Source organism: Streptomyces sp. TLI_171 (assembly GCF_003610255.1).
Lineage (GTDB): Bacteria > Actinomycetota > Actinomycetes > Streptomycetales > Streptomycetaceae > Kitasatospora.
On record NZ_RAPS01000001.1, the window covers coordinates 7,489,915 to 7,508,305 of the forward strand.

An 18,391-nucleotide genomic window follows, 5' to 3' on the forward strand; every position below is an offset into this window, starting at 1 on the left:
CACCGGCCGTTCGGCGAACGGGGGCACGGATGGCAGGGGTCGGGGCGGCTGCCGAGGCCGACGCGTACGACGCGCTGGAACGCCGGATCTGGGACGGGCGGGCCGACGCCTACGCCGCAAGCTTCGCCCGGCTCTGCGCCCATCCCGTGCCGGCGCTGCTCGACGCGGCGGGCGTCCAGGCGGGCAGAGCGGTGCTCGACGTCGGCACCGGAACGGGCGCCGCCGCGGCTGCCGGATGTGCGCGCGGGGCCCGGGTGACCGCGGTGGACGCCGAACCGAGCATGCTGGCGGCGACCCGGCGCAACGCCCCCGAGGCGGCGGTGCACGCCGCGACGCTGCCCGAACTGCCCTTCGCCGACGGCACGTTCGACGCCGTGGTCGGCAACTTCGTGCTCAACCACGTGGGGCGGCAAGGGGCGGCCGTCGCCGAGCTGCGCCGTGTGCTGCGCCCCGGCGGACGGCTGGCCCTCACCGTCTGGGCCCAACCCCCGCTGCCCGGGCAGACCTTGCTCGGCCGCGCCGTCGAGGCCGCCGGTGCGCCCCGCCCCGCCCATCTGCCGCCGGCCCCCGCCGCCCTGCAGGCGACCGGCACGCCGGAGGGCCTCACCGCGCTGGTGGCCGGGGCCGGCCTGCGCGACGCCGACTGCCGCACCCTGCGCTGGAACCACCGCACCAGCGCCGAGGACTGGTGGGCCGGCCCGGCCGGCCGGGTCGCGTTCATCGGCGAACTGCTGCACTCCCAGACGCCGGAGATGCGCGCCGCCGTCAAGCGGGAGTTCGAGCGCCTGGCGGAGGAATTCCGGGGACCTGACGGGGAGTTGGCACTGCCGCACGCGGCCCTGCTGGTGTCCGGGCGGAGGTGATCCGGCCGGGTTCCGGAGGGCCGCGTGCTCGTGCGGTTCCGGAACCGTCGGACGGATCACCCCACCCGGGGCCGTCCGGGGACGGCCCCGGACCGGCCGACCGTCACCAGTCGGAGTTGGACGCGCCCAGACTCATCAGCACCTGGTCGAAGGCGTTGCCGTCGTTGTCGTCGGTGTACGACATCGCGAGCGTGCCGAACGGGGAGGACGCCACCGCGAGCTGCTCCTGCCGGCCGGTGGTGACCTGGCTGACGGACTGGGCCGCCAGCCGGCCGGTGAAGGTGCCGTCGGGGTTGAGGCCCCGGGCCCGGACCGCCGGGTCGGTGCCGGCGACGCTCCAGCCGACCACGGCGTCGCGCTGGTCGTCGATGCCGACGGTGGGGCTGCCGGCTCCGGTCCCGCTGGAGATCTCGACCTCGGCCGAGCCTGCGGCGCCGGCCGCGGTGAACGACCTGGCCCAGACGCCGCGGGTGCCGGTGTGGTCGGACTCCCAGGCCACGGCGAAGTCGCCGTTGAAGTCGGCGGCCACGGCCGGGCGCTGCTGCTGCCCGCCGCTGATGCTGTTGGCGCTGCGGCGGGTGAGGGTGACGGCCCCGTTCGCCTTGGCCAGCTTCACCAGGCCGACCTGGTAGTAGCCGTTGCCGTCGGTGTCCTCGTCCCAGACCACGACGGCGTCGCCCGAGGCGGAGGTGGCGACGTCGGGGTTGTGGTGCGCGCCGCCGGTGGCGTTGACGGTCACCTCGTAGGCCTTCGTCGTGGTCCCGGTGAACCCGGCGGCCTTCACCGTCGCCGCCGCGGTGCCCTGGATGTCCTCCCAGACCACGGAGAACGCGACCGCGGTGGTGCTGCCCGGCGCGCCGTCCGGGTCGACGGCGACCCGCGGGTGGATCTGCTGGCCGTCGGCGCTCGCGTTGGCCTGGCCGGAGCCGAGCACCGCGCCGGCCGGGGAGAGCACCCGGTAGGCGATGTTGTCGTACCCGTTGCCGTCCGGGTCCTCCGCCCACACGACGACGGCGTTGCCCCGGTCGTCGAGGCCCACGTCGGGCTGGAGGTGCCGCCAGGCGGTGCCTGCCGTCCCACCCGCCGAGAGCTTCGTCTCGTAGGCCGGGACGCCGTTGCGGAACATCCGCACCCAGACGTCGCTGTGCGCGTCGTCGCCCGGGTCGGTCGAGTCCCGGTCGTCCTCCCAGACCACGGCGACGTCGCCGAGGCGGTTGGCCGCGATGGCGGACGAGTCCTGGTCGCCGGTGGCGACGCTGTTCGCGGTCACCCAGGAGGAGGGCCCGGCCGCCGAGGCGGGGGCGACCAGGGCGAGGGCCGCGGCGAAGCCGGTGGCGGCCGCGGCGAGAACGGAGAGCTTACGCATCGGCCAACCCCGGCTGTCCGTCGTGGATGACGAAGGTCCGGGCGGTGGTCGCCGCGGCCCCGTGCTCGGTCACCGAAGCCACCGACCGGAAATCGGCGGTGAGTTGCGACGGCGTGATGCGGGTCCGGACGTAGCCGCGCCGGTCGGAGTAGAAGCGCAGGTGCGGGTTGAGCGACCCGTTGGGGATCGCCGTGGTCGCGCTGCCGTTGCCGCCACTGGTGATGGAGGTGCAGACCAGTTCGGAGCCGATCGTCGCCGAGGACGGGTTCGCGTAGTCGGCCTTCAGGTCGTTGCCCCAGGAGGCGTGCACGTCGCCGGTGAGCACCACCGGGTTGCGGACGGAACGGTCGACGATGCCCTGCTGGATCCGCGCCCGGCTGGCCCGGTAGCCGTCCCAGGCGTCCATGTTCATCGCGCCCGCCGAGTTCACGTTGCGGGCGAAGAAGACCTGCTGGCCGATCAGGTCCCAGGTGCTCAGGTGCTGGCCGAGCCCGTCGAGCAGCCAGGCCTCCTGGGCCGCGCCGGTGATCGAGCGGCTCGCCAGGTCGGCGTCCGCGCAGACCTTCGTCCCGTCGCCGCAGGCCTGGTCGTCCCGGAACTGGCGGGTGTCGAGCATGTGGAAGGTGGCGAGGGTGCCCCAGCGGACCCGGCGGTAGAGCTGGATGCTGTTGCCCGAGGGCGTCGCGGCGGCCCGCAGCGGCATGTTCTCGAAGTACGCCTGATAGGCGGCGGTGCGGCGCGCGGTCCACTGGGCCGCCGTCAGCACGGGGCTGCTGTCGGCGCGGACCATGTTGGCGTAGTTGTTCTCCACCTCGTGGTCGTCCGGCACCACCAGCCACGGCGCGATCGCGTGCGCGGCCTGCAGGTCCGGGTCGGTGCGGTAGAGCGCGTAGCGGCGCCGGTAGTCGGCCAGCGACACGATCTCGCTGCCGAGGTGCTGGCGCACCCCGGTGGTGGTGGCTCCGCCCTCGTAGATGTAGTCGCCCAGGTGCAGGATCAGGTCGGGACGGTCGTCGGCCATCCGGCGGTAGGCGGTGTAGTAGCCGCTCTCGTAGTGGGCGCAGGAGGCGAAGGCCATCGTGAAGTCACGCCCGACGGCGGTCGGCGCCGGAGCGGTGCGGGTCCGGCCCACCGGGGAGATGAACCCCTGGGCGCGGAACCGGTAGTAGTACTCCGCGTCCGGGGCCAGGCCACCGGCCAGCACGTGCACCGAGTGGGCCTGGGCGTAGCGGGCGGTGACCGTGCCGGAGCCCACCAGGGTGGTGAAGTTCTGGTCGGCCGACACCTGCCAGTCGACGGCGACGTCGGCGTTGGGCATGCCGCCCTGGCCGTCCGCGTTCGTGGGGGTGGGGGCCAGACGGGTCCAGAGCACCACGCTGGAGTCGTCCGGGTCCCCGGAGGCGACGCCGAGCGTGAACGGGAAGGGAGTGGCGGCGGCGGCCGACGGCTGGGCCATCGCCCCGAGTTGGAGCGCGGCGGCGCTCGCGGTGGTGAGCCCGCCAAGGATGAAGATGCGGCGACTGAGGTTGCTCATGGCGGGCCATGCTCGCGGGCCGAAGTGAACTCCCGCCCCTGTGGCGGGGGCCGTCAAGTGACATGGCAGCGGCAAGAGTTGGTCGCCGGATGGCTACCCGTGCGCCGCCGGCCGGGGGACCTCGAGCGAGAGTTGGGCGCCGAGTTCGCGGAAGCCGATCCGGGCGGCCACCCGGCGGGAGGCCGTGGGACGGGCGCGCCACTGGGGCAGCAGGCCGGCGGCCAGGGCGTGCCGGGCGGCGGCCGTCGCGGCGGCGCCGGCCAGGCCCAGGCCGCGGTGGTCCGGGGCGGTGAGCACGCTGAACTGGGCCGTCGCGCAGGGCCAGTGGCGGTAGCCGCAGGCCGCGAGGACACGGCCGCCCCGGGCCACGACGAACGCGGGCGAGGTGATCTCGTCGAGGTCGGCCTCCTTGCGTTCCGCCGCTGCGACCCGGGCCGTGAGCGCCTGCACCGCCGGGTGGTCGCGCGCGAGGTCACGCACCTTCAGGTCGGGGCGGGCAGGGCGGAGGCCGTCGGGCGCGAGGTAGGCGAGGGCGGCCGGGCCGAGGACCCGGCCGACCGACAGCAGCTCCGGCAGACGAGCGGCGTCCGGGCACACCAGCATTGCGGCGCGGACCAGTTCGGCCCGCCGCTGGTCCGGGGCGGTCGCCAGCACCGCGCCGCCCAGCGTCAGCACGCCGACCCACCCCCGCGGGCACGTCCCCGCGTCGGGCGAGACCGCCACGGTCGCCGCACCCGGCCGCGGGAAGGAGACCGGAACACCGGCCAGGGCCGCCCAGAGCTCCTGCGCCCGCTGAAGCAGCAGATCGTTCGTCATCGCGCCATCCTGCCGGGCCGGCCGCCGTCCGGCACCCCGTTTGTTCGCCGTTTCTGACGAACCGTCAGAAATGCCGGGCGGAGTGAGCGTTGCAAGGGGCCGAGCTGCGGCCGGGCTCAGTGGCCGCCCTTCGGGCGTTCGCAGCCGCCCTCCAGGTACGGGCCGTGCACCTCGATCCTCGGGGGCGCCGACAGCACGCCGGAGAGGCAGGGGCCGACGCCCGGGACGACCAGGGTGAAGTGGAGGCCGTCGGTGGATTCGGTGACGGTGGCGTCCCGGTAGCCCAGCCGCTCCAGGGCGGCCCGGGCCGGGCCCGGACCGGTCGGGCGGCCGGCCCTGGCGAGCTCCGCGGTGATCCGGGCGGCGTGGGCGTCGCCGCGACACTGCTGGACGGGACTCAGCCGGGCGGTCTGCTGAAAGGCGTGGTTCTCGTCGTACTTCGGGTTCTCGCGGACCGGGCCGTCGCTCGCAGCGGGGACGGCCGTGGGCACGGCGGTCGCCTTCCCCGCACAGGCCGCGGCCACCTCGGGGAAGGCCCGGTCGTGGTCCGCCGCCGCTTCGGCCACCCGCTGTTCGGCCTGCTGCTGCGCCTGCGTCGCACCGTCCGACGGCTGATCGACCGGAGCCTGTGCACCGGGGCCGCCGACGTGCTTGGAGCCGCAGCCGGTGAGCAGGGCGCCCGCCGCCAGGACGGCGGCGGCCACGGCCAGGGCGGGACGATTCACGGCGAGCGCTCCGATTCCGCTGGGGCGGGCTCCGACCGACCCGCCGTCACGATCATGATGGCGGTGGCGCCGGAGCGAGCACCAGAGTATTCGTACTCAGACCGCCCCGGTGCACGGGTGCAGGTGGCGGTGTTCGGCGACGGCGGTGAGTGAAGCGGGTGACGGCCCGTCAGGGGTTCGCGGGTCAGCGTGGGGCGGTCGGGGAGGGGGCGTCGAGGGTGAGGCTGGCCGCGGTCGTCGTCACCCAGCCCGGGAGCTGGGCCACCTCCATGGCGGGGGAGCCGGGGAAGTCGGGGCCGAGCGACCCCTTCGGGAAGAACGCGACGCGGCACTGCCGGCACAGATGGGCCTCCTGCCACACCCGGTGGCGCCGCTCCCAGACGGCGTGCTGGACCCCGGCCGTGTCCTCGGCGACCCGGATCCGCCCTCGCCTGGTCGTCAGCTGCACGATCAGGCCGCCGAGGGCCAGCGGCACGACGAACATCAGCGGGCCGAACAGGTAGCCCATCCGGCGTCGAGGCCCTTGCTGACGGTGGCGATCCAGTAGACGACGATCAGGCCCGCCGCGGTGTAGAGCGCGATGGCGGGGTTGCTGCGCCCGACGACGGGCGGGGCGGGCGGTGGCGGCGGCAGGAGCCGGCCGGCCTCCGGCGCCCGGAGCGGGTGGCCGGGGTCGTTCAGGGCGTGCGGCACGCCCACGGTCCGGTCGGACGTGGCGCACCGGGGGCATTCAGCGTTCATCGGCCCGTACAGCTCCCGGTTCTGACGCACCCGCAGGTGGTGCGTGGACGGTATGACGCCACATTGGAGCACAGGAGTGCGACTGTCCGTCACCCGATTTCGGGAGCCGGACGGCGGTGCACCCGGGGTGTCAGGCGGGGCGGGGCTCGCCGTGCCAGCGCCAGGTGGTGGGGCGGGGGCGGGCGGGGAGGTCGGCGCGGCCGGTGGCGTGGAGCAGCGTGGGCCAGGGGGCGGCGCCGGTGGGGGCGTCCGGGAAGAGGCGGTGCAGGACGCGGGCGCAGAGGTCCGCGGGCGGGGTCCAGGGCAGGCCCAGGCCGGTGGCGACGTCGTGGGTGTGGACCAGGGTCTCGACGACGCCCATCGCGGCGAAGCCCTCCGGGTCGGAGACGCCGAAGACGTGGTGGGCGCGGACGGTCGGCGGCACGGTGCGGACGATCGCGGCCAGCATCGCACCGCACGCGTCCAGGACCTGGAGCAGTCCGGCGGGGCCGCCCTCGGGGTCGGCGGTGACGGCGTTGGCGGGGCCGCCGGGCCGCTTGCGGGCCCAGCCGAACGGGACGTGGGTGTCCTGCGGCGGGTCGGCGGGGGCGAGTTGGGCGGCGTACGAGAACAGGTCGTCGGCGAGGTGCTCGACGGTCTCCCAGCAGTCCCAGTCCAGCGAGCCGGCCTTGACGGTCCAGTCCGAAGCCGTGGCGGTGCGCAGGGTGGCGAGGGCGGACCGGACGGCGAGGGTGACGTCGTCGGCGGTGACCGGGCCCGGGGTGGAGGAAGTCATGCGGGGAGGGTAGCAAGGGCGATCATGGGCGCTCCGGCGTGGACCGGCCCGGGAGCGGGACGGTCGTTGTCGGCGCGGTGCGCTTGGATCGGCGGCGGAGACGGAAGGGAGGCGCGCAGATGGCGTGTCGCGGAGTGCTGTTCGCGCTGGCGGAGGCGGACTCCGGTCGGCTGCTGGCGGCGGAGGCCGACGAGGAGGTGCCGGCGCTGGTCGAGGCGGTCGAGGAAGCCTGGGACGTCGACCGGCTGTACGAGCTGGACAAGGCGTGGGACGCGCTGCACCGATGCCTGACCGACGGCCGACTGCTGTACGAGAACGGCGAGTTCCCGCTCTCGCACGCGATCCTCGGCGGGGAGCCGCTGCCGGCCGGCGAGGACTACCTGGTCTGCTTCGTCGACGCGGCGCAGGTGCGGGCGGTCGCCGAGGCGCTGCGCGGGCTGGACGAGGACTGGCTGCGGGCGCGGTACGCGGAGCTGGAGTTCGAGGACTACCAGGGGGTGCGCGGGCCGGACGACCTGGCGTACACGGCGGCCTTCCTGCCGGGGCTGCGGGAGTTCTACGGGCGGGCAGCGGCGGAGGGCCGCGCCGTGGTGTTCACCGTGGACCAGTAGCGCCCGAGGGGCGAACGGGCCGTCAGGTGCCGTCTCTGCAACGAATGTGACGCACCGGCAGACTCCTGAAGGCCCCGGAGCGTGGACGGGGTGGTGCGCCCCGCGAGTCGGTTCGGGGCGGGGCGGCCTGGGTACACTGCCGGGCATGTCTGTGCGTCAGCTCGCGCCGGTGCTCATGGAAGCCGACCTTGCCGCCTGGGCGGAGGCCACCGCCGCCAAGGCGGGGCTGAGCACCGCCCAGTACCTGGCCGCGCTGGTGGAGGCCGACCGCCGGGCGACGGCCGCCGAGCGGGCCGCGCGGCTCGCTGCCCCCGCCTACCAGCAGTGGGACGCGGACGGTCGCCCCACCGAGGACGGGCTCGATCTGGACGAGGTCTTCGGCCCGTGAACCTCCCGCACCGCGTCCGGATCGCCAAACCCGTCGCCGAGGCGGTCCGCGACCTGCCCGCGGAAGCCCGGGCCGAACTGCACGAGGCGCTGCTGCGGGCCGCTGCCGACCCGTACGCCTGGCCGCAGGCGGACCGCTACGACCTGGACGAGACGGTCCGGGTGATCACCACCGACCACGCCATAGCGCACTACGCGATCGTGCATCCCGCCCGGCGGTTGTGGGTGTTCGCCGTCACCACGCTCTGACCGGCGGGAACGAGTGGCCGCTCGGCCTGCGAATTGTCGGCGGACGGGCGGACGCGCACCGGCCGGATGCTGGGCGAGGTCGCCGCGCACCCGGCCGACGTTGCGACCTGGCGCCGCTCGGCGAGGGCAGCCGGCTCACCGCCGGCGACACCGGCCACCCGGTGCGGTGGCCCGCCGGCCGACGGCCGGTCAGGAGTTCCACCAGGCCGGGCGGACCCGCAGCGACTCCTCCTTGACGCAGCCCAGACCGTTGACGACCTCCTCGGCGTGCAGGTCCCAGCCGACCACGCCGTTGCCCTTGCGGTCGAGCTCGATCAGCCGGGACTCCTCGGTGTGCGGCCCGGCGGCGACCTCGCAGCGCAGCACGGTGTCCCAGGCCAGGCCGTCCAGTGCGGCGGCGAACGCCGTCAGGGGCAGCACCAGGACGGACAGCGCCAGCGCCGCCCACTGCTCGGCGGCGACGAAGCGGACCTTCCACGGCGCGAGCGCGACCGGGGCCGCGGCCCCGGTCCGGTGGTGGCGGCGCCCGGCCCGGTACTCCCGGACGAGGCCCTGACGCAGCGCCAGCGAAGCCAGCGTCACGGCCAGCCCCCACCAGGGACCGTAGAACACCCAGCACAGGACGCCCATCGCCAGCGGGTTGACCAGGGTGAGTGCCACCGTCCGGGCCACCGCTCCGGCCGAACGCCCGCGCGGGACGGCGCCCCGGGCCGCGAACACCGCGAACACCACCCGCGAGGTGACCACCGCGACGACGGAGCCCAGCAGCGGACGGGTCGTCACCATGCCGACCAGCACCTCGCCGAGGTTCGGCACGCCCATGGTGGTGACCACCTCGCGGGCGTGCGAGCCCCCGCCGACCGTCCAGGCGATCTTCACCAGCGGCACCGCGGCGAGCAGCGCCAACAGCACCGTGTGCCCCGGGCCGCCCTTGCGGTCCACCTCCGCGTGCCCGTCCGGGGGGCCGTCCTCCTGTGCCACCTCGACCGCCTCTCGTCACTGTCCGGCGAGATGCATAGCCGTTCCGGGCGCCCGGCACCGGGCCGCTCCCCGGGACGGGTGAACGGCCTGGGCCGAGCGGCCGTCAGACGCGGTCGGAGCGCCCGGACCGGGCGGCGGGCTTGCGGGCCTCGAACAGGGTGCGGGACATGGTGGAGACGAACACGCCCTCGCGTTCGATCAGTTCGTGCAGCTCGCGGAGCCGGTCGCGGTAGCGCTCCACCGAGAACTCCGGCACCGTCCAGATCACCTTGCGCAGGAACCAGACCACCGCGCCGATGTCGAAGAACTCCAGCCGCAGCCGCTCGTTGGGGCACTGGACGACCTCCAGCCCGGCCGCCCGGGCCCGGGCCGACTCCACCTCGGGGTTGCGCACGTCCGAGGGCTCGAACGGGCCGAGGAACCAGGCGCCCAGTTCGACGTTGGTCCGGCCGCCCACGTGCTGCGCGAAGTACGTGCCGCCCGGGGCGAGGACTCGGGCGATCTCCGCGAAGTCCACGCTGGCCGGGTGACGGCTCGTCACCAGGTCGAACGCGCCGTCCGCGAACGGCAGCGGGGTCCCCTCCGGGGAGGCCACCAGGACGACGCCGAGCGGGTGCAGCAGGCGCGTCGCCTTCGCGGCGTTCGGCGGCCAGCCCTCGGTGGCGACCAGGGTGCGGGGGAAGTTCTCCGGCCCCGCCCCGGCCAGCACCTCGCCGCCGCCGGTCTGCAGGTCCAAGGCCGAGGCGGCGGCCGCCAGCCGTGCGCCCAGCAGCCGCTGGTACCCCCAGGACGGGCGTTGCTCGGTGGCCCGGCCGTCGAGCCAGGCGAAGTCCCACCCGTCGACGGAGGCGGCGGCGGCCTCGTCGACCAGGGCGTCGAAGGATCGGTTCATGACCGGTATCCAAGCACCTCGGTACCGGTGCGACGAGGGATTTAACGGCCCGTCGAGGGTTCCCGACAGCGCGTCGGCAAGACCTTGACTAAGGTGAGCCTTGCCTAAATAATCGGGATGATTCGATCTTTGGAGGCCACCCCGATGTCCAGCACCGACCGGCAGCCGGTCCCGTTCTCCACCGTGCTCCGCACCGCCAGCGCCGAGGAGCACCGGGCGGCCGAACAGTCCTCGTTCATGAGCGACCTCCTCGGCGGACGGCTCGGCGTCCAGGCCTACACCGACCTCACCGGCCAGCTCCGGTACGTCTACCGTGCCCTCGAAGCCCACCTCGACACCCTCGCCGGCCACCCCGTCGCCGGCCTGCTCACCGACCGGGCCCTGCTGCGCACCGCCGCGATCGAACGCGACCTGGACCACCTGGCCGGACCCGACTGGCGCGACACCCTCGCCCCGCTCCCCGCCACCACCGCGCTCGCCGAGCGGATCGAGGAACTCGCCCGCACCTGGCCGGCCGGCTACCTCGCCCACCACTACACCCGCTACCTCGGCGACCTGTCGGGCGGTCAGATCATCCGCGGCGTCGCCGAACGCACCTGGGGCTTCGAGCGCAAGGGCGACGGCGTCCGGTTCTACGTCTTCGAGGAGATCGACAACCCCGCCGCTTTCAAGCGCGACTACCGCGCCGGGCTGGACGCCGCGGGCGAGCTGATGGACGAGGTGGAGCGCCGCCGGGTCGCTGAGGAGTGCAGGCGCGCCTTCGTCCTCAACGGCGCGATATTCACCGAACTCGGCGGACGGTACCCGCTGAGCGCCTGACACACCGCCGGAACGAGTCCGGGGCCGGGTGAGAAGGGCGGGCCGGGTGACGGCCGGGCGGCCCGCTCGGGCATCATCGACCGCATGAGCGACACGCACAACGACCGGCTGGCCGACCTCTGGCAGGACTTCCTCGACCTGCCGTTCCCGCAGAGCTGCTACCGGCGGTCCCCGGCCGGCGAAGACCTGGTCCTGCTCGACAGCCACCTCGCCGGCTGCGTGTCCGCCGCCCTGGCCGGCGCGCTCGACCAGCGCCGGAGAGAGGCGCTGCGCAACGGCATAGCCAGTGTGCAGCGCATGCTGCCCGAACTCGCCGACGACGCCGAGGCGGCCGACTACTTCACCCGGCTGCGGGAGCTCGCCGAACTGGCCGGCGAGCGGTAGCCGAGGCCCGAGGCCCGCACGGGAGTTCCGTACGGGCCTCGGGGCCGGGTCAGGCGCGGCGGCGGGCCAGGACGGTGGTGGCGCCGCCCACCAGGAGGAGGCCGGCGGCGGTGGCCAGGACGGGGAGGGTGCCGGTGCCGCCGCCGGTGGAGGCGAGCTCGCCGTCGGCGGTGGTGGAGGTGGTCAGGGCGGCGCCGCCGGGGGCGGTGGCCGCGGCGGTGGTGCCGGCCGCGGCGGTCGGAGCGGTGGACGCGGACGGGAGGGTGGCGGCGCGGTCGAGGGACAGCACCACGGTCAGCGGGTCCAGTTCCTCGCCGGCCCGGTACTGGCCGAACACCGGCACGGCGTCGGCGGTCATCTTCGCCGGCACCTGGCGCAGCGTCACCACGCCGCCGACCGGGGTGAAGTCGGCGTGGGCGAGGTCGAGTTCGGCGATCCGGACGCCGCTGAGTCGGACCGGCGCGCCGGTGCGGGAGTTGGCGGTCGCGTTGCCCACCAGGTAGGCGCCCGAGGCGTCCACCCGGATGGCGAGGTCGGACAGCGCGGTGTCGAGTTCGTAGTGACCGTCCGCGGCCTGGTGGCCGAGGAAGCGGACCGAGCCCGCGAAGCCGGCGTTCAGCGCGTGCGTGTCGGTGCGGTAGCTGCCGGAGCCGGAGCCGAACGTCCAGTCGGCCGCGCCGCCGCCGAACTCCACCCTGCCGGCCGCGATCGGTCCGGTCACGTAGCTGCGGAACTTCTCCTTCACGCCCCACTCCAGGCGGCCGTCGACGATCGTCAGCGCGTTGGTGGCAGGGGCGGTGGTGGGGGCCGAGGCGGAGGCAGAGGGGGAGGACGGCGACGGGGCCGAAGTCGAGGGCGAGGCCGACGGCGCCGGGGAGTTGGAGGTGGAGGCGGAGGGGGAGGTGGAGGCGGAGGGGGAGGGGGAGGGCGAGGCGGGGGTCTGCTTGAGGACGATCGACAGCGGGTCGAGGGCGGTGCCGGCCGGGTAGAAGCCGGCGAAGGCCTTGGCGCCGTCCTCGGTCAGGGTGGCCGGGGTGGCGGTGCCGTTGGTGGTGTCGCGGGCGACGGTGAAGGTTGCCAGGGCGACGTCCTGACGGAGCGTCGGGGCGGCGGAGCCGATGCTCTCCTTGGCCGCGGTGTCGGCGGTGAGGGTGCCGGTGGTGCCCGAGGTGGTGATCTTCAGGTCGCTGAGGGCGATGTCCAGCGCGCCGGCGTGGGCGAGGAAGCGCACCCCGCCGTCGAAGGCCGCGTTCAGCCGGTGGGTCGTCAGGTCGTAGCCCGCGGACGCCAGGTTGAAGTGGTAGGAGCCGTCCGCGTTGACGCTCGCCCCGCCGGTCGGCTCCACGCTGCCGCCGCCCGCCGGGCCGGTGACGTAGCTGCGGAAGCCGGCCTTGACGCCCCAGTCGAGTGCGCCGGTGTCGTAGCTGACGGTGGTGGGGGCGTCGGCGCCGAAGGCGAGCGCGGGCAGGCCGACGGCGGTGAGGCCGAGGCCGGCGGTGGCGGCGGCGAGGGCGGCGAGACGGGTGCGGTTGCGGTAGTGGGACATGGGTGAGCTGCTCCGGGGTCGAGGAGTCGGGGGTCGGGGGAGGGGGTTTGTGTGCTACGAGGCGTGGCGGCGGACCAGCACCGTGGCGATCGCGGCGGCGAGCACCAGGCCGGCGGCGGCGACCAGCGCCGTGGTGCGGCCGGCGGACCCGGTCGAGGCGGCGACCGGGGTGGCGGGCCCGGTCGCGGACGGGCTCGGGGTGGCGGTGGTGCCGAGGTCGGGAAGCGGGGGGAGGGTGGCGTCGGGGGTGAGCGCGACGGCGAAGGTCAAGGGGTCGAGTTCGGTGCCGGCCGGGTAGAGGGCGCCGAAGGCCTGCGATCCGGCGGAAGTGAGGGTGAGTGGCAGGTCGGTGGCGGCGAGCAGGCCGTTCTCGGACCTGAGGGCGCTCGCGTCGAAGGTGGCGAGTTCGGTGCCGGGCGCGGTGCGGGTGCTGCCGTCGGGGGTGCGGCCGGAGACGTCGACGGTGAGCCTGCCCCGGTTCCCGGCCACCGTGAGGCGCGGGTTGGCCAGGGCGAGGTCCAGGCCGAGGGTGTCGCCCTGGCGCAGGCCGGTGAAGCGGACGGTGCCGGTGAAGGCGGCGTCCAGGGTGCGGGCGGTGGCGTCCCAGCCGCCACGGGCGGGCGTCCAGCGGAAGAACGCCCCGCCGTCGGCCGCGCCGTCGGCGAGCTGCCAACCGCCCTGGGCGACGGACCCGGTGACGTAGTCGCGGAAGGTTCGGCGGACGCCCCAGTCGAGCACGCCCCGGTCGAAGGCGGCGGTCGCGGCGGCGGCCGTCGCGGCCGTCGTCGGGGTGGCCGTCGGGGTGGCCGTCGGGGTGGGAGTCGCCGACGGTGCGGCCGACTTGAGGGTCACCGAGAAGGTGAGCGGGTCGAGCGCGGTGCCCGCGGTGTAGAAGCCGCCGAACGCGGTGGACCCGGCGGCCGTCAGGGTGGCGGGGACTCCGCTGAGGGTGACGGTGCCGGACGCGGCCTTGAGGTTCACGCCCGCGAGCGAGAGGTCGGCGAGCCGGGTCTGGCTGGTGCTGGAGGTCCGACCGGTCTGCCGGGACTTCGAGCTGACGTCCGCGTACAGCGCCGCGTCCCCGTCCGCCCCGGCCTTGACGGTGAGTCGGGAGATGCTCAGGTCGAGCGCGTTGACGCCGTTCTCCTGGTGGCCGGTGAAGCGGACCCCGCCCTGGAAGGCGGCCGAGAGCCGACCGGTCGCCGGGTCGTAGCTGCCCGTCGCGGAGTGGAACCGGAACACCGAGCCGCCGACCGTCGCCGCGCCCCCCGTCAGGGCCCATTTGCCGTTCGCGACCGGGCCGGTGACGTAGCTGAGGAAGGACTGCTTGATGCCCCAGTCGAGCCGGCCGCCGGAGACCGTCGGGTCGGCCGCCGCGGCCCGGCCGGGGAGGCAGAGCAGCGCCAGCAGCAGGGCCAGCGGCAGCGCGAGGGCGGTCCGCAGCGGGCCGGCCGGGCGGCGGGGTGGAACGGGGGGCCGTCCGGGGACGGGCATGGCGGATCACTCCTCGGCGGAGGGGAAGTGGGCAGGTGGCACGGGGTGCGGGGGAGCGACCCCGCTTGCCGAATTGAGGTAAGGCTAACCTAATATATGGGTCAAGTGTTCCGCCCACGACCCCCTCGGGTCGGCCTCGACGGAACGTCAACGCACCCAGAAAGGCCCGAGGTTGAGCCGCCCCCTCCGCACCAGGACCAGAACCGCCCCCGCCGCGCTGCTCGCCGTCCTCGGACTCCTGCTGACCGCCGGCGCCTGCGCCACCGGTGAAGCCGCCCCTGCCGCTCCGTCGAAGGCGAGCGCCGGCACGAGCGCCGACCGGATCGAGGCCCTGCCGGACCGGCCGGCGCCCCGACTGCCCGTCACCGTCCCGTCCGCGGACGGCCGGCAGGTCACCGTCACCAGCGCCGAGCGGATCATCCCGCTCAACGGCAGCCTCGCCGAACTGGTCTTCAGCCTCGGCCTCGGCGACCACGCGGTGGCCCGGGACGTCTCCACCACCTTCGAGCAGGCCGCCCACCTCCCCGTGATCACCCAGGCCCACGAGGTCTCCGCCGAGGGTGTGCTCTCCCTGCGCCCCACCGTGGTACTCGCCGACCGCAGCACCGGACCTGCCGAGGCCGTCGAGCAGATCCGCGCCGCCGGCGTCCCGCTGATCGTCCTCGACGACGCCAAGCAGCTGTCCGACATCGGCGCGCGGATCGACCGGGTCGCCGCCGCGCTCGGCGTCCCCGAGGCGGGCGGCCGGCTCGAGGAGCGGACCCGGCAGCAGATCGCGGAGGTGCAGGCACAGCTCCCCGCCGCCGGTGCAACCCGTCCCACGGTGGCCTTCCTCTACCTGCGCGGCAGCGCCTCGGTCTTCCTGCTCGGCGGCCCCGACTCCGGCGCCCGCTCGCTGATCGAGGCCGCCGGGGGCAAGGACGCCGGCACCGCCGCCCACCTCACCGGCGACTTCACCCCCCTCACCAGCGAAGCCCTGGTGAAGGCCGCGCCCGACGCGATCCTGGTGATGCGCAAGGGACTCGACTCGGTCGGTGGCGTCGACGGACTGCTGAAGCTCCCCGGCGTCGCCCAGACCCCCGCCGGACTCGACCGCCGGATCATCTCCGTCGACGACGGCCGCCTGCTCTCCTACGGCCCGCGCACCCCCCAGGTGCTGCACGACATCGCCGCCCAGCTCCACCGGGGCGCCGCCCGGTGACCGCCGCCGCCCCCGAGACCACGTCAACATTGGCGAGCGCGCGGCCGGTCCGGGCCCGGCGACCGCTGCTGCTGGCCGGACTGTGCGCCGCCCTGCTGGCCTGCGCACTGCTCGCCGCCGGCACCGGCGCGTACCGCATCCCGCTCGGCGACATCCTCGCCTCGCTCGCCCACCGCGCCCACCTCGGCGGCCACGCCCTGGACCGCGTCCCCGAATCGGTGCTGTGGAACGTCCGGCTGCCCCGCGTGGCGCTCGCCCTGCTGGTCGGGGCCGCGCTCGGCTGCGCGGGCGCGCTGATGCAGGGCGTGTTCGGCAACCCGCTGGCCGAACCCGCCGTCATCGGCGTCTCCTCCGGCGGCGCCGTCGGCGCGGTCGCCTGCATCGTGCTGGGCCTGGACGCCCTCGGCTCCTGGACCGTCACCGCCGCCGCGTTCGCCTCCGGCCTGCTCACCGTCGGCGCCGTCTACGCCGTGGCACGCAGCGGCGGCCGCGCCGAAGTGGTCACCCTGCTGCTCACCGGCGTCGCGGTCAACGCGTTCTGCGGCGCACTGATCGGCCTGCTGCTGTTCACCGCCGACACCGCCGCCATCAGCCAGGTGACGTTCTGGCAGCTCGGCTCGCTCTCCCAGGCGAGCTGGAGCAAGGTGCTCGCCGTGCTCCCGTTCGCCGCGCTGGGACTCGCCGTCGCCCCCCGCCACGCCCGCCGCCTCGACCTGCTCGCGCTCGGCGAACGCCCCGCCCGCCACCTCGGCGTGGACGTCGAACGGATGCGGATCGTGCTGATCACCGTGGTCGCGCTGCTGACCGCCGCGGCCGTCGCGGTCAGCGGCATCGTCGGCTTCGTCGGCCTGGTCGTCCCGCACCTGCTGCGGATGCTGGCCGGCCCCGGCCACCGCTTCCTGCTCCCCGCCTCCGCCGTCGGCGGCGCCCTCGTGCTGGTCGCCGGGGACCTCGCCGCCCGCACCCTCGCCGCACCCGCCGAACTCCCGCTCGGCGTCCTCACCGCACTCATCGGCAGCCCGTTCTTCTTCTGGCTGCTGCGCCGCACCCGACGCCGCCAGGGAGGCTGGGCATGACCGCACCGCGCACCGCCGAGGAGGCCGGTCAGGCCGGCCGGGCCACGTCGGCGCGGCTCGCCGGCGACGACGGGGAAGAGCTGCTCGTCGCCGACGGGATCGGCTACCGGCTCGGCGGGCGCGCGCTGCTGACGGACGTTCGGCTGGGCGTGCGGGCCGGGGAGATCCTGGCGCTGCTCGGCCCCAACGGCGCGGGGAAGTCCACCCTGCTGTCGGTACTGGCCGGGGACCTGCGGCCGAGCGCAGGCCACGTCCGCTTGGGCGGGCGCCCGCTGACGGGGTACCGGCCCGCCGAACTGGCCCGCCGGCGCGCCCTGTTGCCGCAGACCCACGAGGTGTCGTTCCCGTTCCCGGCCGGCGAGGTGGTCCGGATGGGCCGCGCCCCGTGGACCGGCACCGCCGCCGCGCAGGACGACCGCGCGGTGGCCACCGCGCTGGCCGCCACCGACTGCGCGCACCTCGCCGCCCGCCCGTTCACCGCGCTGTCCGGCGGCGAACGCGCCAGGGTCGCACTGGCCCGGATCCTGGCCCAGGACACCCCGCTGCTGCTGCTCGACGAACCCACCGCCGCCCTCGACCTGCGCCACCAGGAACTCGTGCTCCGGATCGCCCGCGAACGCGCCGCGGCCGGCGCCGGTGTGATCGTCGTCCTGCACGACCTGACGCTCGCCGCCGCGCACGCCGACCGGATCGCCCTGCTGGAGGCCGGCCGCACCGTCGCCCTCGGCCCGACCGCCGAGGTGCTGGAGGCCGGGTTGCTGAGCAAGGTCTATCGGCACCCGGTGGAGGTGCTGGCGCACCCGCGCGGGGGCGCGCCGATCGTGCTGCCCGAGCGCCCCCGCGAAGCAGATTGACGGATCGTCGGCCCGGGCAGACCCACCGATGGTGGACGACCGATCGGGCGGAACCCGGGCCGCGGCGCGGTCCGGGCGGGTGATCCGGCAGGCCGACCCACATGTCCGGGCCCGGCACGGGAACGGCACCAGCAGGAACCGGACCACCCGGAGGCACCACATGCACCTGACCATGGTTCTGCTGCTCACCCCGCTGATCGTCGCCGCGGCCGTCACCGCGACGCGCACCACGCCGCGCCGCGGCCGCCACCGGGCCGACCCGCGCCGCCGACCGTCCTGACGGGCCGTCAGGCCGGGCCGCTGCCCGGGGCGCCGGCGGCCCGGCGGTCGATCAGCGCGGCCAGGCCGTCCAGGATCCGCTCGATGCCGAAGTCGAAGGCGTCGTCGCGCCCGCCGCCCGGTTCGTCCAGGGCGGCCGCCAGCGCCGGGTAGTGCTCCCCGTGCTCGCGGATCAGCCCGCCGAGCGCCCGCAGCAGCTCGGCCTCCGGCGAACCGTCCCGGGACTGCCGCTCCTGCGCGGCGATGCTGCGGACGTGGCCGACCAGCAGGACGGCCGCGTCCATCCGCTCGGCGCCGGTCAGGCCCAGACCGTCCAGCGCCGCCACCACCCGCTCCAGCCAGGCGAGTTCGCGCGGGCCGGTGGGGCGCGGCCCGGCCAGCGCGTCCAGCAGCCAGGGGTGGGCGGCGAACACCGCCGCCATCCGGCGCGCCCACTCGGCCAGTTGGGAGCGCCACGGGGCGTCGCTCGGCGGCGGGGGAGCGCCGACGGTGTGCTCCACCATCAGCGCGACCAGCTCGGACTTGCCGGGCACGTACCGGTAGAGCGACATCTTGGTGAAGGCCAGCAGGCCCGCCACCCGCTGCATGGACACCGCGGCCAGGCCCTCGGTGTCGGCGATCTCCACCCCCGCGCGGGCGATCGACTCCAGGCTGAGGGCCGGCTTCGGACCCCGGGTCGGTCTCGCCGGCGGACCCCACAGCAGCCGCAGCGCCGCGTCCTGTTCCGTCCGCTCGACCACCGAGCCGCCTCTCCTGGTGCCGTGGATCCGCCGAATGTCCCGACCGGGGCGGCCTTGC

General features: G+C 75.2%; 21 protein-coding genes. 9 read left to right on the top strand and 12 right to left on the bottom strand.

The window, feature by feature from the left end:
* Positions 1–29: 29 nt before the first annotated feature.
* Complete coding sequence (locus BX266_RS33410; protein WP_099906076.1) at positions 30–863, top strand: class I SAM-dependent methyltransferase; 834 nt, start codon at positions 30–32, stop codon at positions 861–863.
* 103 nt (positions 864–966) lie between these two features.
* Here BX266_RS33410 and BX266_RS33415 read toward each other — a convergent pair whose 3' ends face one another.
* The 7 genes from BX266_RS33415 to BX266_RS33445 all read right to left on the bottom strand — a co-directional run bounded on the left by BX266_RS33415 (position 967) and on the right by BX266_RS33445 (position 6,820).
* Positions 967–2,229 carry a hypothetical protein gene (locus BX266_RS33415; protein WP_099906078.1) on the bottom strand — a complete coding sequence of 421 codons (1,263 nt, stop codon included), beginning with the start codon at positions 2,227–2,229 and terminating at the stop codon, positions 967–969.
* Positions 2,222–3,763, bottom strand: a complete 1,542-nt coding sequence (locus BX266_RS33420) for an alkaline phosphatase (RefSeq protein ID WP_099906080.1) — start codon at positions 3,761–3,763, stop codon at positions 2,222–2,224. Before BX266_RS33420 ends, BX266_RS33415 begins: the two co-directional genes overlap by 8 nt.
* A 93-nt stretch (positions 3,764–3,856) precedes the next feature.
* On the bottom strand, positions 3,857–4,579 hold the full coding sequence (locus BX266_RS33425; protein ID WP_099906082.1) for a GNAT family N-acetyltransferase: 723 nt from the start codon (positions 4,577–4,579) through the stop codon (positions 3,857–3,859).
* A gap of 116 nt (positions 4,580–4,695) precedes the next feature.
* Positions 4,696–5,304, bottom strand: a complete 609-nt coding sequence (locus BX266_RS33430; RefSeq protein ID WP_099906084.1) for a hypothetical protein — start codon at positions 5,302–5,304, stop codon at positions 4,696–4,698.
* Positions 5,305–5,488: 184 nt separating this feature from the next.
* Positions 5,489–5,812 (bottom strand): hypothetical protein, encoded by a 324-nt coding sequence (locus tag BX266_RS33435; RefSeq protein ID WP_099906086.1) that lies wholly within the window; start codon positions 5,810–5,812, stop codon positions 5,489–5,491.
* Positions 5,788–5,997, bottom strand: coding sequence for a hypothetical protein (locus tag BX266_RS33440; RefSeq protein ID WP_099906088.1), 210 nt, complete (start codon positions 5,995–5,997; stop codon positions 5,788–5,790). The genes BX266_RS33435 and BX266_RS33440 overlap by 25 nt, the downstream gene beginning before the upstream one ends.
* 178 nt (positions 5,998–6,175) lie before the next feature.
* The gene (locus BX266_RS33445) at positions 6,176–6,820 is read right to left on the bottom strand and encodes a hypothetical protein (RefSeq protein WP_099906090.1); all 645 of its coding nucleotides are present in this window, start codon (positions 6,818–6,820) and stop codon (positions 6,176–6,178) included.
* 119 nt (positions 6,821–6,939) lie between these two features.
* Here BX266_RS33445 and BX266_RS33450 point away from each other — a divergent pair, with 119 nt between their 5' ends.
* The 3 genes from BX266_RS33450 (at position 6,940) to BX266_RS33460 (ending at position 8,067) form a co-directional block, all read left to right on the top strand.
* Positions 6,940–7,431, top strand: coding sequence for a YfbM family protein (locus BX266_RS33450; protein WP_099906092.1), 492 nt, complete (start codon positions 6,940–6,942; stop codon positions 7,429–7,431).
* Between the two features lie 145 nt (positions 7,432–7,576).
* Positions 7,577–7,819 carry a hypothetical protein gene (locus BX266_RS33455; protein WP_143687055.1) on the top strand — a complete coding sequence of 81 codons (243 nt, stop codon included), beginning with the start codon at positions 7,577–7,579 and terminating at the stop codon, positions 7,817–7,819.
* On the top strand, positions 7,816–8,067 hold the full coding sequence (locus tag BX266_RS33460; RefSeq protein ID WP_099906096.1) for a hypothetical protein: 252 nt from the start codon (positions 7,816–7,818) through the stop codon (positions 8,065–8,067). Before BX266_RS33455 ends, BX266_RS33460 begins: the two co-directional genes overlap by 4 nt.
* 189 nt (positions 8,068–8,256) lie before the next feature.
* Here the strand turns inward: BX266_RS33460 and BX266_RS33465 are convergent, their stop codons facing one another.
* Positions 8,257–9,048, bottom strand: coding sequence for a hypothetical protein (locus tag BX266_RS33465; protein WP_099906098.1), 792 nt, complete (start codon positions 9,046–9,048; stop codon positions 8,257–8,259).
* Positions 9,049–9,151: 103 nt separating this feature from the next.
* A complete protein-coding gene (locus BX266_RS33470) occupies positions 9,152–9,940 on the bottom strand; it encodes a methyltransferase domain-containing protein (RefSeq protein ID WP_099906100.1) in 789 nt (262 codons plus the stop codon).
* A gap of 144 nt (positions 9,941–10,084) precedes the next feature.
* On the opposite strand from BX266_RS33470, the gene BX266_RS33475 reads away from it, so the two are divergent.
* Together BX266_RS33475 and BX266_RS33480 are read left to right on the top strand one after the other, a co-directional pair.
* Positions 10,085–10,759 (top strand): heme oxygenase (biliverdin-producing), encoded by a 675-nt coding sequence (locus BX266_RS33475; RefSeq protein ID WP_099906102.1) that lies wholly within the window; start codon positions 10,085–10,087, stop codon positions 10,757–10,759.
* An 84-nt stretch (positions 10,760–10,843) separates the two neighbouring features.
* Positions 10,844–11,143, top strand: a complete 300-nt coding sequence (locus tag BX266_RS33480; protein WP_099906104.1) for a hypothetical protein — start codon at positions 10,844–10,846, stop codon at positions 11,141–11,143.
* Positions 11,144–11,192: 49 nt separating this feature from the next.
* Here the strand turns inward: BX266_RS33480 and BX266_RS33485 are convergent, their stop codons facing one another.
* Together BX266_RS33485 and BX266_RS33490 are read right to left on the bottom strand one after the other, a co-directional pair.
* Positions 11,193–12,689, bottom strand: a complete 1,497-nt coding sequence (locus BX266_RS33485) for an HtaA domain-containing protein (RefSeq protein ID WP_099906106.1) — start codon at positions 12,687–12,689, stop codon at positions 11,193–11,195.
* 54 nt (positions 12,690–12,743) lie between these two features.
* On the bottom strand, positions 12,744–14,183 hold the full coding sequence (locus BX266_RS33490; RefSeq protein ID WP_099906107.1) for an HtaA domain-containing protein: 1,440 nt from the start codon (positions 14,181–14,183) through the stop codon (positions 12,744–12,746).
* A 172-nt stretch (positions 14,184–14,355) separates the two neighbouring features.
* Between BX266_RS33490 and BX266_RS33495 the strand changes: the two genes are divergently transcribed.
* The 3 genes from BX266_RS33495 to BX266_RS33505 are packed head-to-tail and all read left to right on the top strand — an operon-like array spanning position 14,356 to position 17,314.
* A complete protein-coding gene (locus BX266_RS33495) occupies positions 14,356–15,384 on the top strand; it encodes a hemin ABC transporter substrate-binding protein (RefSeq protein WP_099906109.1) in 1,029 nt (342 codons plus the stop codon).
* On the top strand, positions 15,381–16,460 hold the full coding sequence (locus BX266_RS33500) for an iron ABC transporter permease (RefSeq protein WP_099906110.1): 1,080 nt from the start codon (positions 15,381–15,383) through the stop codon (positions 16,458–16,460). The genes BX266_RS33495 and BX266_RS33500 overlap by 4 nt, the downstream gene beginning before the upstream one ends.
* Positions 16,457–17,314, top strand: coding sequence for a heme ABC transporter ATP-binding protein (locus BX266_RS33505; protein WP_099906111.1), 858 nt, complete (start codon positions 16,457–16,459; stop codon positions 17,312–17,314). The genes BX266_RS33500 and BX266_RS33505 overlap by 4 nt, the downstream gene beginning before the upstream one ends.
* 287 nt (positions 17,315–17,601) lie before the next feature.
* Here BX266_RS33505 and BX266_RS33515 read toward each other — a convergent pair whose 3' ends face one another.
* Entirely contained in the window at positions 17,602–18,333 is a 732-nt protein-coding gene (locus BX266_RS33515; protein ID WP_259464980.1) for a TetR/AcrR family transcriptional regulator, read from the bottom strand.
* Between the last annotated feature and the right edge of the window lie 58 nt (positions 18,334–18,391).

Coding starts and splice junctions, on each gene's coding strand:
- BX266_RS33410 (WP_099906076.1), top strand. CDS start 30: ATGGCAGGGGTCGGGGCGGCTGCCGAGGCCGACGCGTACGACGCGCTG.
- BX266_RS33415 (WP_099906078.1), bottom strand. CDS start 2,229: ATGCGTAAGCTCTCCGTTCTCGCCGCGGCCGCCACCGGCTTCGCCGCG.
- BX266_RS33420 (WP_099906080.1), bottom strand. CDS start 3,763: ATGAGCAACCTCAGTCGCCGCATCTTCATCCTTGGCGGGCTCACCACC.
- BX266_RS33425 (WP_099906082.1), bottom strand. CDS start 4,579: ATGACGAACGATCTGCTGCTTCAGCGGGCGCAGGAGCTCTGGGCGGCC.
- BX266_RS33435 (WP_099906086.1), bottom strand. CDS start 5,812: ATGGGCTACCTGTTCGGCCCGCTGATGTTCGTCGTGCCGCTGGCCCTC.
- BX266_RS33445 (WP_099906090.1), bottom strand. CDS start 6,820: ATGACTTCCTCCACCCCGGGCCCGGTCACCGCCGACGACGTCACCCTC.
- BX266_RS33450 (WP_099906092.1), top strand. CDS start 6,940: ATGGCGTGTCGCGGAGTGCTGTTCGCGCTGGCGGAGGCGGACTCCGGT.
- BX266_RS33455 (WP_143687055.1), top strand. CDS start 7,577: ATGTCTGTGCGTCAGCTCGCGCCGGTGCTCATGGAAGCCGACCTTGCC.
- BX266_RS33470 (WP_099906100.1), bottom strand. CDS start 9,940: ATGAACCGATCCTTCGACGCCCTGGTCGACGAGGCCGCCGCCGCCTCC.
- BX266_RS33475 (WP_099906102.1), top strand. CDS start 10,085: ATGTCCAGCACCGACCGGCAGCCGGTCCCGTTCTCCACCGTGCTCCGC.
- BX266_RS33480 (WP_099906104.1), top strand. CDS start 10,844: ATGAGCGACACGCACAACGACCGGCTGGCCGACCTCTGGCAGGACTTC.
- BX266_RS33485 (WP_099906106.1), bottom strand. CDS start 12,689: ATGTCCCACTACCGCAACCGCACCCGTCTCGCCGCCCTCGCCGCCGCC.
- BX266_RS33490 (WP_099906107.1), bottom strand. CDS start 14,183: ATGCCCGTCCCCGGACGGCCCCCCGTTCCACCCCGCCGCCCGGCCGGC.
- BX266_RS33505 (WP_099906111.1), top strand. CDS start 16,457: ATGACCGCACCGCGCACCGCCGAGGAGGCCGGTCAGGCCGGCCGGGCC.